Source organism: Nocardia sp. NPDC050408, assembly GCF_044458905.1.
In the GTDB taxonomy this organism is placed as follows: domain Bacteria; phylum Actinomycetota; class Actinomycetes; order Mycobacteriales; family Mycobacteriaceae; genus Nocardia.
The window spans coordinates 99,020-115,317 of sequence record NZ_JBITIL010000015.1; the positions used below are offsets into that span (position 1 = coordinate 99,020).

Sequence of the window (16,298 nt, forward strand, 5' to 3'; positions counted from 1 at the left end):
ATGCGACGGGGGAGAACCAGCACATGAACAACACGGCGCGAGTAGCGGGCGCTGAAGTGGCAGAGCGCGACCACGGAACGACCCGGGAGCGCCGTAAATCGAATACCGTGACGACCGGTGGCGTCGCGGCCACGGAGCCGACGCCGACGGATTCCACCGCTCCGGAGGCTGCTGAAGCCCGGGAGGTGCAGGCCGCCGATGGGGTTGCGGTGGGCGAGACCGACGCCGTACATGCTTCGATGGACTCCAGCATGCCACGCGAATCCGGCCTGTCACGAGGTCCGGCGGCGGCAATCGCGGCGAGTGTCCGCGATGGCTCGCTGACGCCGATCGAATCCGTCGATATTGCCCTGGATTTGATCGCCGCCGGGAACCGAAAGACGAATGCGTTCACGGTCGTCCGCTCCGCTAAGGCACGGGCCGAGGCGCTCGCGCTCGAACAGCGTTCCGATCTGGATCTGCTGCCGCTTGCGGGTGTGCCCATCGCGATAAAACACAACATCGCGGTCGAGGGTGAAGCGCCGCTCGCCGGTTCCACCGCGACCGATACCCGCCCGGCAACCGCCGACCATCCGGTGGTGCGCAGACTGCGGGCCGCGGGCGCGGTGGTGGTCGGGCTGACGGCGGTCCCCGAACTGGGCCTGTGGGGCACGACCGAGAGCGAGGGCCGCATCACCCGGAACCCATGGAATCCCGCGCGCAGCCCTGGTGGCTCCTCCGGCGGTTCGGCCGCGGCCGTGGCGGCCGGATTGGTACCGGTGGCGCACGGCGACGACGGTCTCGGTTCGGTGCGCATTCCCGCGGCCTGCTGCGGGGTCTTCGGGATCAAGCCCGGACGGTATACCGTGCCCGCCGAGGTAGGCGTCGATTCCTGGTCCGGGATGGTCGAAAACGGTGTGCTCGCAACGACGGTTGGCGATGCCGCGCTCGCGCTGTCCGTGCTGGCCGCGCGCCCGGACCTAGCCGAGTTGGAACCGCCGGGCCGACTACGCATCGGGCTGGCCGTTGCGCCCCCGTCCCGGTTGTTCCGGGTCGATCGGCACTGGACCGCGGCGGCCCGTACCGCTGCTTCGGCCGCCGCCGCGGCAGGGCACCTGGTGGAATCGGTGACACTGCCCTACGGCGAATCGCTCGTCTCGGTCGGCCTGCGCTGGTTGGCATTCGCTGCGCGTGAGGCGGCGAATCTCGTCCGCCCCGAACGTCTGCAGCGGCGCACCCGCCGTCACGTCGCACTCGGTCGGCTCGTCCAGCGGTTTCGGCTGGTGCGCCCGGCCCAGGTGGACCGGGTCGAGGCGCGACTGCTGGATTTCTTCGAGCGCTACCACGTGGTGATCACCCCGACGCTCGCCGCGCCACCACCGCGGGCCAGGGCTTGGCACATGCTGGGTTGGCTCGCGAATGTTGTTATCAGCGCTCGGTATTCACCGTTCACACCGCTGTGGAATCTGGTCGGCTGGCCCGCCGCGTCGATCCCGATGGGCATGCACCCCAGATCCAAAACTCCGGTCGCCGCTCAACTCACGGCACCGCCCGGCAGTGAATCGATTCTGCTGCGCCTCGCGGCGCAACTCGAGTCGATTCACCCCTGGAAGCGAACGGTAAACGACTGTGTCTGATTTGCATTGCCTGCGGCGCTGCGTGTTCGCGGCCCCTGGTGTCGCGCGTCCGACCCTTTCGAGCGACCTGCAAGCAGTCGCTAGCGAAGGCCGTCGAGACTCGCGACTTCGTCGCATGCGCTTCGACGGCTCGGACGCGAGACGGGCCGCGAACGTCGCTCGTAAGCTCGCTCCGTCGGGCTGGGAGGAGTGTGAACGGGACGAGCGACTAACTCGCGACCGCGGGCTGATGCTGCACCGCGAAACCACCGTCCACCGCGCGCGCGGCGAATTCGAGGATGGTCGGTCGGTTGTCGTCGGCGCGCCAGGCCACTGCCAGTTCGCACGGGGCGAGTCCGGCGAGGGGGCGGGCGGTCAGACCCGGCCAGCGGTACATCGGCACATTGTTCTCGGCCAGCAGGCAGACGCCGAGGCCCAGACTCACGGCCTCCAGCTTGTCCTCGGGCGTCGCCGCCTCGGCGCCGATCTTTGGCTGACGGCCGTTGCGAGCATCGTTGCCGAGCCAGAAGTCGCGCACCGCACCGGCCTCGGTGGGCAGTGCGATGAACGGCTCGTCCAGCAGGTCGGCGAAGTCGATGGTCTCGTTCTCGGCCAGTGGATGGTTCTCCGGCAGCAGCACCCACCGCGGCTCGGTGCGCAGCACCTGCCAGCGGTAGCGGTTCGAGTCGGGTAGCGGAAGCCAGACCAATGCCAGGTCGGCCTGTCGGCCGGCCAGACCGCTGGACGGGTCGGTCCAGGAGGCGGCGTGCAGTGCGAGGCGGTGTCCGCTCGCGCTCTCCAGATCGTTGAGCAGCCCGCGGCCGAGCGCGGACTGGATGCCGACGCGCAGCACCTCGCCCGCTTCCTGCAGCGAGACGTTGGTGACCTCCCAGAGCTCCAGGATCTTGCGGGCGCCTTCGAGCAGTTCCTTACCTGCGACGGTCAGCGCGACACTGCGCTGGTTGCGGTCGAACAGGACCACGTCGAGCTGGCGTTCCAGCTGACGAATCTGACGCGAGAGGGTGGGTTGAGCGATGTGCAGCCGCTGGGCGGCGTTGGTGAAGTGCAGTTCCTCAGCGACGGCGACGAAATACCGCAGGTCGCGCAAATGCGGGTCCATAGCCCCTTGCTATCAGAATCGGTCCTGAATTTCCAGCCTATTAAGGCCGGAAAGTCTGGATATGGCAGCCGAAACAGTCGGCAGGTTTGTTAGACACAGCATATGGCTTGTCATGGTCATTTGCATCATCGACTCGGCGAATCTCCGGCACCCTGGACTCGCGCCGCGGCGTGCAAAGTTAATTGGGCGTATGACCAGCAACGATGTGGCGCTGAATGTGTTCGTGCGAGTGCTGAAGTGTGGTCGGTCACTGTCGAGAAACCGGCCCGCAACGGGGGTGCTGCTGCTACCGGGGCAGATAGTGATGTTCGTCACTGTTATGTTTGCCATCTCGTTCGATCGGCTCGGAAACCGCCGTCCCGAGGCCGTTCAACGCGAAGGCGCCGTGGTCGATGACCCGACCACGGCGCCTTCATCGATCGCTCAGAGACTGCGTGCCCGATCCTCGTAGGCCTGGCGCTTGGCCGCGTCCACGTCCTCGAGGAAGGCATTGCTCGAACCCAGCGCCCTGGCCAGCCCATCGGCCACCGGCTCCGGCAGCAGATTCACCAGCTGCGACAGGAATCCGGCCACCGCCGTGACCCGGACCTTGGATTTCGGCGCGGCGATCAGCGCGACGATCGCATCGGCGATCTCCTCCGGCTCGGCCGCACGCAGTAGCTTCGGGCCGCTCACACCGGAGCCGAGTTCGGTATTCGTCAGCGTCGGCAGTACCGACGAGAACGCGACACCCGAACCCCGGTACTCCTCACGCAGGGTGTCGGTGAAGCCGAGCACCGCATGCTTGCTGGCGTTATAGGTCGCCAGGCCCGGAATATGCGTCTCGCCCGCGAGCGAGGCGATGTTGATGATGTGCCCGCTTTTGCGCGCCAGCATGCGCGTCAGTCCGAGTTTGGAGCCAAGGATGACGCCGTAGACATTGATATCCAGGATCCGGCGGGTGATCTGATCCGGCTCATCGGCGAATTTGCCGGTCGGCATGATGCCCGCATTGTTGATCAGCACGTCGATCGGGCCGATGGTGCGCTCGACCTCGTCGAGGAAACTCTCGAACGAGGTGGGGTCGGTGACATCGAGCCGCCCGTAGAGCTCGAAATCGCGCGCGGTGCCGGATTCCTTGACCGTGGTTTCGTCGATATCGCCGATCGCGATCTTGGCGCCGAGCGCCTGCAGCGCGGTCGCCGTGGCCAGTCCGATGCCGCGCGCGCCGCCGGTGATGACGACGACCTTGCCGCGAATCTTCGCCGCGTCTCGGTCCCCGGTCACTTGTTGTCTCCCTTGAGTTTCAGGATTGCCGCGATATCGATGCGCCGCAGTCCGCGAGCGCCAGCGGCACGCATGGCGCCGAGCCCGAACAGCACCTTCGGCATCTGGTACGGGAACCACAGCAGTTCCTTCTGCTGGGTCGGCAGGATCGGCGTGGTGATCGCCTTCTGCCTGCAGTATTTGCGGACCCCGTTCGCGCCGCCCCAACGTGCACCCACACCGGACTGCCCCCAGCCGCCCATCGGCAGCGCGAAGCTGAACAGATTGACGAAGACGTCGTTGATATTCACCGCACCGGCCTCGAGGGCACGGGCCACCCGCTCGCCGCGTTCCTTATCGCCGGTCCACACCGAGGCCGACAGGCCATAGATCGAATCATTGGCCAGCCGAACGGCTTCCGCCTCATCGGCGACCTTGATCACCGGCAGGGTCGGGCCGAAGGTCTCCTCGGTAATACAGGACATGGTGTGGTCGACATCGACCAGCACGGTCGGTTCGAACAGGGTGCCGACACCGGTGCGCTTACCGCCGGTGGTCACCCTGGCACCCGCCGCGACGGCCTCGTCGACATGCCGCTGCACGATCTGGACCTGGTTCTCATTGGCCAGCGCGCCCACGTCGTATTTGGACTCGCGCCCGTCGAGACCCTGCCGCAGATTCTTGACCGCGTCGGTGAGCTTGGCGACGAATTCGTCGTAGACCGGAGCCTCGACATACACCCGCTCCACCGAAATGCAGACCTGGCCCGAATTGAACATGCCGCCGAAGGCGATGCCGTGCGCGGCCCGATCCAAATCGGCGTCGGCCAGCACAATCGCCGGATCCTTACCGCCCAATTCCAGGCTGTAGGGAATCAACCGCTCGACACAGGCGGCGGCGATCCTGCGCCCGGTCGTGGTCGAACCGGTGAACTGGATGTAGTCGGCATTGTCGACCACTGCCGCACCCGTCGCGCCCGCACCGGTGACCACCGCGAAAACCGGCGGCGCACCGATTTCGGCCCAGCCTCTTGCCAATTCGACCGCGGAAAGCGGAGTCACCTCCGACGGCTTGAGAATCACCGCGGCACCCGCGGCCAGCGCCGGAATCACGTCGATGACCGGCATGGCCAGCGGGAAGTTCCACGGCGTGATCACGCCGACCACCGGGTACGGCTTGTACACCGTGGTCAACTTCTTGACCCGGGCCAGCGGGCTGTGCGGTGAGGGGTGGTCATCAGCGAGGAATTTGCCCGCCCGGCGCGCGTAGTAGCCGATCAGATCGGTGGAGAAGGCCGGGTCGATCAGCGCGTCCACCCGTGGTTTACCCGCCTCGGCCTGCAGTACATCCGCCAGGTGCTCGGTGTTGTCGATGATCCAGTCCTGCAGCGCGAGCAGCCATTTCTTGCGCCCGTCGGGACCGATGGCCTCCCACTCCGGCTGGAACAGGCGCAATTCGCGAATCTTGGCCGCGACGGCGTCGGCGCTCTCGTTCGGCACGGTGCCGACCACCGCGCCGGTGCCCGGGTTGCGCACCTCGATGAGTTCCGGATCCGCTTTCTCGGCGGCTGTCTTGCGCGCAGTTTTCTTCTCGGCCGCGCCGGGCACGGTATCGGTCACGCTGTTCTCCCACTACGTTGTGCTGTGCACCGCTGATCGCTGTGAATCAGTTCACTGACCTATGATCGTGACACAAGGTTGGTGGACTTTCTTGGCCCGATTTGTCAACGAATGAGGCCGTTTTTGTTCTCGAAGCACAATTCGGAGATTGCATGAGCACCGGCCGGATCAGCCCCAATAGCGCAGTGGTCCGCGACTGGCTGGCCCAATACGTCTACGAGACCATGCGCACCCAGGCCCTCGAACAGGTCGTCGACCGCCTCGACAACGCGATCATCGCGCACATCCCGGAACTCGCCGATCGCGATATGCGTCGCGACCTGGCCGCCAGCACCCGCGCACATGCCAGGGTGGTGCTGGCCAACCTCACCAGCGACACCATCGAATTCGCCCTGCCGGAGGAGGCGCACGCCTTCGCCAGAACCCTCGCCCGGCGCGGCTACGACCTTCGGCTACTACTGCGGACTTATCACGTCGGGCAGGAGGCAGTGCTCGACTACATGACCGACGCCGTCGACGAACGCCAGCCGCCACCCGAAATCGAGCGGGCGGTAATGCTGCGGCTGTTCGAGCGTTCCACCCGATGGGTCAGCATTTCCGTGGAGACGCTCACCGATACCTACATGGAGGAACGCGAGCGCGTAATGCGCGCCGCCCTCAACCGCCGCACCGAAATCGTGCGTGCGCTGCTCGCCGGTGACGAACTCGATATCGACCAGGCTTCGGTCCGGCTCGGCTACCGACTTGCCAAGCAGCACTTGGCATTTGTGCTGTGGACCGATGAGACCACCGGCGAGCCGGACAGTGAGTCGAGCGGCTTGCTGGATCGGGTGGCGACACGATTGGGCACCGCGCTCGGCAGTAACCAGGTGCTCTCGGTCGCTTCCGGCGCGAGCGGCATGTGGGCCTGGGTGGGTTTGGACGACGACGCGCATGCCGCCGAATTGGCGGTGCCGGGGGAGATCGAGCGAATGGTGCTCGGTCAGGTGCAGTCGCCGGTGCGGGCCGCGTTCGGGGTGCCCGCGCCGCAGACCGCCGGGTTCCGGCGCAGCCATCATGAGGCCGTCGCGGCCAGGCACGTCGCCGAGCGCGCTCCGGCGGATCGAGCGCGGGTCACCGCATATCGCGAGGTGGAGATCGCCTACCTGGTGGGCGCTGACGACGCGGCCATGCGCGGTCTGATCGGGCGCGAAATTCGCGCGCTGGCTGGCCGTGATGTCAATGCCACACGGCTGCGCGAAACACTGCACGCATATCTGAAAAGCCATCGCAGCCCGGAGGCCACGGCGAAATTACTCGGTGTGCACAAGAACACGGTCCGCTATCGGATCCAGCGGATCGAGGAACTGCTCGGCCATCCGATCGAAGCGCGCAGTCTGCCGCTGGAGATCGCACTGGCCTGCGTCGCCACCTACGGCGCAGACGCCCTACCTTGAAACGCTACGAACTACTCCCTCTCCGCGACCGCGCGATCGCGGCGTAGCGGCGGTTCGGTGGCCGGTGCGACCCGCACATCCGGTAGATCCGCGAGCAATTGCGTGGTCGCTGCCGCGATGGCGTTCACCGCCTTGTCCACGGCCGCCTTGGTTGTGGTGCTCAGGCCGGACACGCCACCGACCGTACGCACGTACTGCAGTGCGGCAGCATAGATTTCCTGCTCGGTAGGCGCAGGATCCAGGCCACGAAGGAGGGTGATGTTGCTACTCATGGGAGCACACTACTGCCCATTGTCGAGGTAAGGCAGGCCAAGAAACAGATCCGATGAAGCCGAGCGATTACACAGGTCCATCCAAGATCCATAGTGAACAATCGGGGGTATGCCTGCCCGCGGTGTACCGACCTTGACAACATTCCCCTACGACGAGCTCGACAAGAGGGAAGAGGACCACTGGTCCGGCGCGGCGGTATCGGATGACGAGCTGCGCGCGCTCGCACTCGGCGGGTTCTATTCGGCGCGCTGGGATGCCTTCCACGATGCGCTGCTGCTCGGCCCAGAGCGCGATCATCCGCTCGGTGACCGGCGCGAACTCGCCATCGACACGCTCACCGGCGCGTGGGGCATCACCGACGGCACCGAGGCGCAGGCCTCCATGGAGCAGCTGCTCGAAGGGATGCACGCGCCGCTGTACGCGATGGTGCACCCGTTGGTAATGGCATCGATCAATGCCAGTGAGCGCGACCGGTTCGGTGAGCGGGCCGATCGACATCGGGCCTTCCTGCGGCAGGTCGGTTCGTTCCGGGGGATGGACAATCCGGAGGCGCTGGTCCGCGATTACGACATCTGGTCGCAGGCGATCAAAATCGGTTTCACCGAACATCTGGCCCGCCCGCTGCCCAGCGATATCCATGCCTGGGATCTGGCCCGGGTGGTCGCGGTGGCCCGAATGGCCTTCACCGCGGGCTATCTCGACGCCGAGATGGCCTGGGACTATCTGATGCGGGCACTGCCGCTGGCCCAGCGCAAATACCAGAATTGGCGCCAATTCGGTGATGCCTACCTGACCGGCTGGACCTATTGGCAGGCCTGTGAGGATCTGGCCGAACTCAAGAACGGCGGCGTGGATCGGCGCATGGAACTGCTGCGCCTGTGGTTGCGTCCGACCAGCCCGTGGCGGCGGATCACATTGCAATCAGTGCCCGTCGGGGAGTGAGCGCAGGATCCCGCGCCCGTAGCGCTGGAACTGTCCGTCATCGACCATGCCAAGGGAGTGTCGCTCCACCAGTAATTCCCACTCGGAATAGAGCTGGGCGACACCCGGATCGGACGGACCGGCCGCACCGTCGGCCGAATCGCGCCGGACGGCGAAATTCACCGCGCAGGTGACGCGCTCGGTATCGGCCCGATCGGTGCCGGTGAAATGCAACGTGACGTTTCCGTCGTGCACATCGATGCCGGTCTCACCGCGCACCGAGCCGATCTCACCGGGCGTGGTCAACGCGCCGTCGGTGGTGCGCGCCCACATCACGACCGGGATGGGTAGCTCGTGCGCGTACCTGTCACCGGGGCCGATGGAGATGAACAGCAGCCGTCCGGTGGTCGCGGCCAGCAGGCCAGGACCGCTGCCCGCGGGCGAATGGGCCACCACGATGGCGGTCTCCAGCACGTATTCGTCGATGGTGACGTAGCGATGCAGCGCGGCTATCGCGGCCTTGGCTTCGCGCTTGGGCGCCATCCGCCGCACGGCTCGATCGACATCGGCTCGGGTCGGCCCGCTCTTACCCCACTGCGGGGCGGGCGGTTGTAGATCGGGTGCGGCCACATCGATGCGCTGGCTGGCCCGGATCTGATCGTTGATGCGCTCGACGATTTCGGCGGCCGCGGGGAAATCGTGTTCGGCTATCAATACCGGTAATGGTGTGCGGTCGGCGGGGACGCCGGTGAGCACCGGCGTGGGATAACGCAGATAGATCTCGATGACGACCGCATCGTCGGCCCGGCGGTTCAGCCTAACTTTGAGCAGGTCGGTGACCGGCACATCCAGGACGCGCTCGCCCTCGCTGCCCGGGCGTAGAACGATAAGTCGTCCTCGGCCGTGCCGCACTATCGCTGTGGGTGTCCGTAGCTCAACTATGTCCATACCCCCTGCGCTCTTATGTGTCGTCGCTCACGATAGGCCGAACATGACATGATTGTGACCACTTGGCGTAACCCGACCGGAGACTTCGGGAACCACGGACGTTCCCCGACCGTTTACCTGTCGAACTACACCAGCTGCCGAACTGCGCGATGTATCGACTAGACCGTACGCGGTAACGTGGCATGTCCGCATCCGAACACCGGACGGGACGCGCCCGACGCCACGCTAGGCATGCACCGGAGACACCCGGAAAGGACTGGCCGCCCGGCCTAAGCTCTATGAACCGCAAGACTGTGTTTCGCACCCTGGCCATAGTCTCGGGCATTTTGCTCGTGATTTATGCGTTCAGCTATTTCGGCAATGACACGCGCGGCTGGAAGAGCGTCGATACCTCGGTGGCGTTGAGTCAGCTGAACGACAAGAGCAACGTCAAGAACGTCCAGATCGACGATCGCGAGCAGCAGCTGCGCATCGAGCTGAACAACGGGAACGACGCCACCTCGGGCTCGAAGAAGGTCATCGCCAAGTATCCCGGTGGCAGTGAGACCTCCAACCAGGTCTTCGATGCCGTACAGAAGTCCGGCGCACCATTCAACACCGTGGTCAAACAGGACAGCTGGTTCACCCAGATCCTGTTGTTCGTGCTGCCGATGGTGATCTTGTTGGGCCTGTTCATCTTTGTGATGTCGCGCATGCAGGGCGGTGGTCGCGGCGGCATGATGGGCTTCGGCAAGTCCAAGGCCAAACAGCTGTCCAAGGACATGCCCAAGACCACCTTCGCGGATGTGGCCGGCGCCGACGAGGCCGTCGAAGAGCTCTACGAAATCAAGGACTTCCTGCAGAACCCGGTGCGCTACCAGGCGCTGGGCGCGAAGATCCCGAAGGGCGTGCTGCTCTACGGCCCGCCCGGTACCGGTAAGACCCTGCTGGCGCGTGCCGTCGCGGGTGAGGCCGGGGTGCCGTTCTTCACCATCTCCGGTTCGGACTTCGTCGAGATGTTCGTCGGTGTCGGCGCCTCCCGCGTGCGCGACCTGTTCGAGCAGGCCAAGCAGAACAGCCCGTGCATCATCTTCGTCGACGAGATCGACGCGGTCGGCCGCCAGCGCGGCGCTGGACTCGGCGGTGGTCACGACGAGCGTGAGCAGACGCTGAACCAGTTGCTCGTCGAGATGGACGGCTTCGGCGATCGCACCGGCGTCATCCTGATCGCCGCGACCAATCGCCCCGACATCCTCGATCCGGCCTTGCTGCGTCCGGGCCGGTTCGACCGGCAGATCCCGGTCAGCAATCCGGACCTGGCCGGGCGTCGTGCCATCCTGCGGGTGCATTCGCAGGGCAAGCCGATCTCGCCGGAGGCCGATCTCGACGGTCTGGCCAAGCGCACCGTCGGCATGTCCGGCGCGGATCTGGCCAATGTCGTCAACGAGGCCGCACTGCTCACCGCCCGTGAGAACGGCGCGGTGATCACCGGCGAGCAACTCGAGGAGTCGGTGGACCGCGTCGTCGGTGGTCCGCGCCGTAAGAGCCGCATCATCAGCGAGCACGAGAAGAAGATCACCGCCTACCACGAGGGCGGCCACACCCTGGCCGCCTGGGCGATGCCGGATATCGAGCCGGTCTACAAGGTGACCATCCTGGCCCGCGGTCGCACCGGCGGCCACGCCATGACGGTGCCCGAGGACGACAAGGGCCTGATGACCCGCTCGGAGATGATCGCCCGCCTGGTCATGGCGATGGGCGGCCGCGCGGCCGAGGAACTGGTGTTCCACGAGCCGACCACCGGTGCGTCCTCGGATATCGACCAGGCCACCAAGATCGCGCGCGCGATGGTCACCGAATACGGCATGAGCGCACGTCTGGGCGCGGTGCGCTACGGCCAAGAGCAGGGCGACCCGTTCCTCGGGCGCTCGATGGGCATGGGTTCGGATTACTCGCACGAGGTCGCCGGCGCCATCGATGAGGAGGTGCGCAACCTGATCGAGGCCGCGCACACCGAGGCGTGGGCAATCCTCAACGAGTACCGCGATGTGCTCGATGTGCTCGCCACGGCACTGCTGGAGCGGGAGACCTTGCACCGCAAGGATCTCGAGGAGATCCTCGCCGCGGTGCAGAAGCGGCCGCGCATCACGGCGTTCAACGATTTCGGCGAGCGCGTGCCATCGGATAAGCCGCCGGTGAAGACCCCCGGCGAACTGGCCGCCGAGCGCGGCGAGCCGTGGCCCCCGCAGGCGCCGGCGCTGCCGAAGCTGCCGCAGCGTGAACCCGCCGTGGCCAATGGCTACCCGGACGGTGGTTATCAGGAACCGCGCTACGGCGGCGGTCACCCCGAGCAGCCCGCGCCCGGTTACCCGTTGCCGCAGGCCCCCTCCCCGGCTTATCCGCGACAGGGCGCGACGCACGGCTCGCGGCCGGATTATGGTGCTCCGGCCGGTTGGTCGGCCCCGGGGTGGCCGCCGCGCGACGAGCAGCAGCAGTCGGGTCAGCCGGGCTACGGCGGCTGGCAGGGTGAGCCGCAGCCGCGCCACGGCTACCCGCAGCCGCAACAGCCATGGGGTCAGCCGGGCCGGGGCAACGACGGCTATGACGAGCCCGCCAACGGCACCGGGAATAACGAGGGCGAGAACCACGATTGGGATGGACCGAACGGTCGGCACTGACACGTGCCGATTAGGCTCGACCATCTGGGTGCGGGGTGATTGCTCGTACCCGAGATTTTGGAGGTGTCCTCGATTGTCGGCCAACAATCACGTCGGTGGCCCCGGGCATGGGAGCGGCGGTGCCGTTGCGAATGCCAGCAATTTCGACGAGTTCGACGAACCGGTCAAGTACAACGGTGCGGGCCCCGAGCCGGACCTGATCGCACTGGAGAGCGGCCGCCCATTCGATCAGCCCCGAGCCGAGGCCGCGATCCGAGAACTGCTGATCGCGGTCGGCGAGAATCCGGACCGGCCCGGCCTGATCGATACGCCCGCGCGGGTGGCCCGCGCCTATCGGGAGATGTTCGCCGGGCTCTACACCGAGCCGGATGCGGTGCTGAACACCACCTTCGACGAGGGGCACCAGGAATTGGTGCTGGTTCGCGATATCCCGCTGTACTCGACCTGTGAACACCATCTGGTGTCCTTCCACGGCGTCGCGCACGTCGGCTATATTCCCGGCCCGCACGGCCGGGTGACCGGACTGTCCAAACTGGCCAGGCTGGTCGATCTGTACGCCAAGCGTCCGCAGGTGCAGGAGCGGCTGACCAGCCAGATCGCCGATGCGGTCATGCGCAAGCTGGATCCGCGCGGTGCCATTGTCGTGATCGAGGCCGAGCATCTGTGCATGGCCATGCGCGGTATTCGCAAGCCCGGTGCCAGCACCACCACCTCCGCCGTGCGCGGTCTGCTGCAGTCCAACGCCGCCTCGCGGGCCGAGGCCCTCGATCTGATCCTGCGGAAGTGAGGCCCCGCGCGGTGTCGACCCACGCCCCCGATGCCGTCCGGAGCAGTGTCGCGCCGCGCGGTGTCGTTTCGAGCGACCTGCAAGCAATCGCTAGCGGTGACCGCTCCTGTGTGGTGATGGGGGTCGTGAACGTCACCAGTGATTCGTTCTCCGACGGCGGCCGCTATCTGGATCCGAGTCTGGCCATCGCACACGGCATCGAGCTGTTCGAGGCGGGCGCCGACATCATCGATATCGGTGGCGAGTCGACCCGGCCCGGTGCAGTGCGGATCGATCCGGAAACCGAGGCCGCGCGGGTGGTTCCGGTCATTCGCGGTTTGGTTGCCGCGGGTGTGCCGACCAGTGTTGACACCATGCGGGCCGGTGTCGCCGAGGCGGCGATCGCGGCCGGAGTTTCGGTCGTCAACGACGTCTCCGGTGGTCGCGCCGATCCGGATATGGTGAAAGTCATTGCGGCGGCTGAGGTTCCGTGGATCCTCATGCACTGGCGGGCGGGTGCGGACTATCGGCACACCGGTCCGGCCGACCACTACGACGACGTGGTCGCCGAGGTGCTCGCCGAATTGACCGCGCAGGTGGAACTGGCCGTCGCGGCCGGTGTCGACCGGTCCCGGTTGGTGCTCGATCCTGGCCTCGGTTTCGCCAAGAATGCCGAACACAATTGGGCGCTGCTCGGCGCGCTGCCCGAATTGGTCGGCCGCGGGCTGCCGATACTTATCGGCGCCTCTCGTAAACGTTTCCTCGGCTCCCTGCTCGCCGATGCCACCGGCCCGCGGCCGCCCGACGGCCGGGAGACCGCCACCGCGACGGTGTCGGCGCTGGCCGCCCTGCACGGGGCCTGGGGTGTCCGCGTCCACGATGTGCGTGCCTCGCTCGATGCCATTGCCGTGACCGATGCCTGGCAGCGCGCTGCGAGGCAGAGCCCCCGAGGAGCCGTTCTATGACCGCAGCATCGCGCAGCGATTCGATGAGGGATAGCGGCCGGGAGGCTGGTGGGCACCAGCCCGACCGGATCGAGCTGCGCGGCCTGCGCGCGTATGGCTATCACGGCTGCTTCGACTATGAACGCCGCGACGGCCAGGAATTCCTGGTCGATCTGACGGTATGGACCGATTTCGCCGCCGCCGCGGCCACCGATGACCTCGCGAACACCATCGACTACGGCGCCCTCGCCGAGCGGGCCGTGCAGATCATCCAGGGGCCGCCGCGCAATCTCATCGAAAAGGTGGTCGCCGATATCGCCGACGATGTGATGACCGATCCACGCATCCAGTCGGTCGAGGTCGTCGTGCACAAACCGTCCGCGCCCATTCCGCATACCTTCGCCGATGTCCGCGTGGTCACCTCGCGGCAGCGGGGAGTGGTGGCATGAGTCACGCCGTCTTGTCGATCGGCTCGAATCTGGGCGATCGGCTCGCGCATCTGCGCAGCGTCGTCGACGGGCTGGGGGAGCGGGTGGTGGCGGTGTCGCCGGTGTACTCGACCGCGCCGTGGGGCGGTGTCGAACAGGACGACTATCTCAATGCCATTGTGCTGGTCGGTGATCCGCAATTCGGCCCGCACGATTGGTTGCGCTTCGGCCAGCAGTTGGAGCAGGCCGCCGGTCGGGTGCGCGAAGTGCGTTGGGGCGCGCGCACTCTCGATGTCGATGTGGTGTGGTGTGCCGAGGACGGCGCGGTCAGTCGCAGTGACGATCCGGAATTGACCCTGCCGCATCCGCAGGCGCACAAGCGGGCCTTCGTACTGATCCCGTGGCTGGATGTGCAGCCGGACGCGGAACTCGAGGTCGATGGCACCGTGCGGCTGGTGCGCGACTGGCTCGCCGAACTAGACGCGGCCGAACGCGCGGGTGTCCGACCGACCGAATTCGTGCTGCCGGCAGCCGCGGAGGGATCGGCGTCGTGAAACTGAAGCCGACCCGGATTTTCGATCTCATCGCGAATGTCGTCGTCGCGGCCCTCATCGCCTGGTTGCTCACGCGGATGGCCTATGGCAGTTTCCCGCCGATCTCGATTTACGCGGGCGCATCGCTTTATCCGGTCGCCGCGATCGAAGTGGCACTCGGTTTCGTAATCCGCGCGCGGGTCAATGAACATCAAATCGGTGACGGCAGCCATCAGCTGCATCCGATCACCGCGGCCCGCGCGGTCGCATTGGCCAAGGCGTCCGCGCAAGTCGGCTCGCTTGCTGCCGGGGTATGGCTGGGTTTCCTTTTGTGGGTTTATCCACAGCGCGACACCTTGAATGCGGCGGGGGCGGATAGCCCCGGCGCAATTGTCGGGATGCTGGCGGGGGTGGCTTTGGTAGCTGCGGCACTGTGGCTGGAGTACTGCTGTCGGGCTCCGGAGGATCCTTCAGATGATCCGGCAACTACATAGCAAATAATCCTGGCGGAATCACTGCGCGAGAATCTGGGCGCGGCTGGCTGATCAAGCTACCCTGGCGTGCATGGTTTCACCCTCCCGTAGCAGCACCTCTCGTCGACGGCGGGACGACGCGGGAAAATTGTTCATCGGCGTATTGATTCTGCTCGGTCTGGTTGCCAGCGTTTTCCTGGTTTTCAGTGACCGTCTGCAGTTTGTTCGGATCGGCTTGGTGGCGGCGCTGTGGGCGGCCGTGATCGGCGCTTTGGCCGCGACGCGGTACCGCAAGGAAGCCACGATCGATAAGGCCAAGGTCCGTGACCTGCAGACGGTGTACGAACTCCAGTTGGAACGCGAGGTGACCGCCCGACGCGAATACGAGCTCGGCGTCGAGGCGCGGGTGCGCGCGGAAGTGGGTGCCGATGCGACCGAAATGGCCGCCCTGCGCGCCGAACTCACCGTGCTCCGGGAGAGCCTGCAGCGGCTCTTCGACGGTGATCTGCCGATGGATCGACCCGCATTGCGCGCCGATGCGACCCGGATTCAGGAGTTGCCGAGCGCATCCGGAAATTCGGCCAACAATAGCTCGGCGAATGCCGACAGCTGGCTGGACATGGCGTTTCAGCAATCTCCTAGCACCTTCACCCCTGTCTTCGACTCGGATCATCCGGAGCCTCCACGCTTCGCGAGTCCCTTCGACGATCCGGTGACCGCGGAGACCGCTATCGTCCAGATCGACGATCTCGACGATCTCGACGATCTGGACGATTCAGAGATCACCGACGCCGAGGTCGACGATATGCACGACACCGGCCCGCTGGCCACCACTGGCGGCTGGGCCGACGCGTTCACCGAGGATCCGGATAAGACCGGTGTTCCGCCGCGGCTACAGCCGCTCGAGTACACCGTGCCGCCGCGTTTGCCGGAGCCCGAGCCGACCGCGTCCGAAGCCGAGCAGGACTTCTCGGCACCGGAGCCGACCCCGAATCCGGAGCCCGCCCCACGCCCGACGACCACGGTCCCGCCGCCGGGCACCGCCACCTCCCGCCGCCGTCGCCGCGTCGATCCGGAAGCCGACTCCGGCAATTCGTCGCGTCGACTTTCGGTGGCCGAGATCATGGCCAACCTGCAGTCGGAAGAAAACGGACGCCGTACCGGACGCTGATCCGGCGCGAGCGGTGAGGGCCACGCACTCCCTGGCTGCGAACACGCGGCGCCGAAGGCGCTGCCAAAAGACAGAGCAAATCCAACACTGCGGTGTAAATCACGCGGGTGCCCCGTGGCATCGGCGAAGGATGGGCCGATATTCTCGGTGCGTAACGTCTGGTACCCGG

General features: G+C 66.2%; 15 protein-coding genes. 10 read left to right on the top strand and 5 right to left on the bottom strand.

The genetic code is table 11. The annotated features are described in order from the left end of the window. Positions 1-251 precede the first annotated feature (251 nt). Positions 252-1,616 (top strand): amidase family protein, encoded by a 1,365-nt coding sequence (locus ACIBJI_RS31795; protein WP_364354224.1) that lies wholly within the window; start codon positions 252-254, stop codon positions 1,614-1,616. A gap of 208 nt (positions 1,617-1,824) precedes the next feature. On the opposite strand, the gene ACIBJI_RS31800 is transcribed toward ACIBJI_RS31795, so the two are convergent. The 3 genes from ACIBJI_RS31800 to ACIBJI_RS31810 all read right to left on the bottom strand — a co-directional run bounded on the left by ACIBJI_RS31800 (position 1,825) and on the right by ACIBJI_RS31810 (position 5,579). Beyond that, complete coding sequence (locus tag ACIBJI_RS31800; protein ID WP_364353950.1) at positions 1,825-2,715, bottom strand: LysR substrate-binding domain-containing protein; 891 nt, start codon at positions 2,713-2,715, stop codon at positions 1,825-1,827. A 423-nt stretch (positions 2,716-3,138) separates the two neighbouring features. Then, positions 3,139-3,981 carry an SDR family oxidoreductase gene (locus tag ACIBJI_RS31805; protein WP_396957746.1) on the bottom strand — a complete coding sequence of 281 codons (843 nt, stop codon included), beginning with the start codon at positions 3,979-3,981 and terminating at the stop codon, positions 3,139-3,141. Further along, on the bottom strand, positions 3,978-5,579 hold the full coding sequence (locus ACIBJI_RS31810) for an aldehyde dehydrogenase family protein (RefSeq protein ID WP_397087046.1): 1,602 nt from the start codon (positions 5,577-5,579) through the stop codon (positions 3,978-3,980). The genes ACIBJI_RS31805 and ACIBJI_RS31810 overlap by 4 nt, the downstream gene beginning before the upstream one ends. A gap of 152 nt (positions 5,580-5,731) precedes the next feature. Between ACIBJI_RS31810 and ACIBJI_RS31815 the strand changes: the two genes are divergently transcribed. Further along, positions 5,732-7,015 carry a helix-turn-helix domain-containing protein gene (locus tag ACIBJI_RS31815; protein ID WP_364353944.1) on the top strand — a complete coding sequence of 428 codons (1,284 nt, stop codon included), beginning with the start codon at positions 5,732-5,734 and terminating at the stop codon, positions 7,013-7,015. 11 nt (positions 7,016-7,026) lie between these two features. On the opposite strand, the gene ACIBJI_RS31820 is transcribed toward ACIBJI_RS31815, so the two are convergent. Then, positions 7,027-7,287, bottom strand: coding sequence for a DUF2277 domain-containing protein (locus tag ACIBJI_RS31820; protein ID WP_364353942.1), 261 nt, complete (start codon positions 7,285-7,287; stop codon positions 7,027-7,029). Positions 7,288-7,396: 109 nt separating this feature from the next. On the opposite strand from ACIBJI_RS31820, the gene ACIBJI_RS31825 reads away from it, so the two are divergent. Further along, positions 7,397-8,230 carry a DUF1266 domain-containing protein gene (locus ACIBJI_RS31825; protein WP_364353940.1) on the top strand — a complete coding sequence of 278 codons (834 nt, stop codon included), beginning with the start codon at positions 7,397-7,399 and terminating at the stop codon, positions 8,228-8,230. Here ACIBJI_RS31825 and ACIBJI_RS31830 read toward each other — a convergent pair. Next, positions 8,210-9,157, bottom strand: a complete 948-nt coding sequence (locus tag ACIBJI_RS31830) for a hypothetical protein (RefSeq protein WP_364353937.1) — start codon at positions 9,155-9,157, stop codon at positions 8,210-8,212. The two genes, ACIBJI_RS31825 and ACIBJI_RS31830, sit on opposite strands and share 21 nt — an antisense overlap. Before the next feature lie 278 nt (positions 9,158-9,435). Between ACIBJI_RS31830 and ftsH the strand changes: the two genes are divergently transcribed. From ftsH to ACIBJI_RS31865, 7 genes are all read left to right on the top strand, one after another. Beyond that, the gene (gene ftsH, locus ACIBJI_RS31835) at positions 9,436-11,814 is read left to right on the top strand and encodes an ATP-dependent zinc metalloprotease FtsH (protein WP_364353934.1); all 2,379 of its coding nucleotides are present in this window, start codon (positions 9,436-9,438) and stop codon (positions 11,812-11,814) included. Between the two features lie 73 nt (positions 11,815-11,887). Further along, positions 11,888-12,601 (top strand): GTP cyclohydrolase I FolE, encoded by a 714-nt coding sequence (gene folE / locus ACIBJI_RS31840; RefSeq protein WP_396957740.1) that lies wholly within the window; start codon positions 11,888-11,890, stop codon positions 12,599-12,601. 116 nt (positions 12,602-12,717) lie between these two features. Beyond that, the gene (folP, locus tag ACIBJI_RS31845) at positions 12,718-13,545 is read left to right on the top strand and encodes a dihydropteroate synthase (RefSeq protein ID WP_364353931.1); all 828 of its coding nucleotides are present in this window, start codon (positions 12,718-12,720) and stop codon (positions 13,543-13,545) included. A gap of 23 nt (positions 13,546-13,568) precedes the next feature. After that, positions 13,569-13,973 carry a dihydroneopterin aldolase gene (gene folB, locus ACIBJI_RS31850; protein WP_364354215.1) on the top strand — a complete coding sequence of 135 codons (405 nt, stop codon included), beginning with the start codon at positions 13,569-13,571 and terminating at the stop codon, positions 13,971-13,973. Further along, positions 13,970-14,506: a 2-amino-4-hydroxy-6-hydroxymethyldihydropteridine diphosphokinase gene (folK, locus tag ACIBJI_RS31855; RefSeq protein ID WP_364353928.1), complete on the top strand. Its 537-nt coding sequence runs from the start codon at positions 13,970-13,972 to the stop codon at positions 14,504-14,506. Before folB ends, folK begins: the two co-directional genes overlap by 4 nt. A gap of 2 nt (positions 14,507-14,508) precedes the next feature. Continuing rightward, the gene (locus ACIBJI_RS31860) at positions 14,509-14,979 is read left to right on the top strand and encodes a DUF3180 domain-containing protein (RefSeq protein WP_364354212.1); all 471 of its coding nucleotides are present in this window, start codon (positions 14,509-14,511) and stop codon (positions 14,977-14,979) included. A gap of 70 nt (positions 14,980-15,049) precedes the next feature. After that, complete coding sequence (locus ACIBJI_RS31865) at positions 15,050-16,129, top strand: DUF6779 domain-containing protein (RefSeq protein WP_397087048.1); 1,080 nt, start codon at positions 15,050-15,052, stop codon at positions 16,127-16,129. Positions 16,130-16,298: the final 169 nt, after the last annotated feature.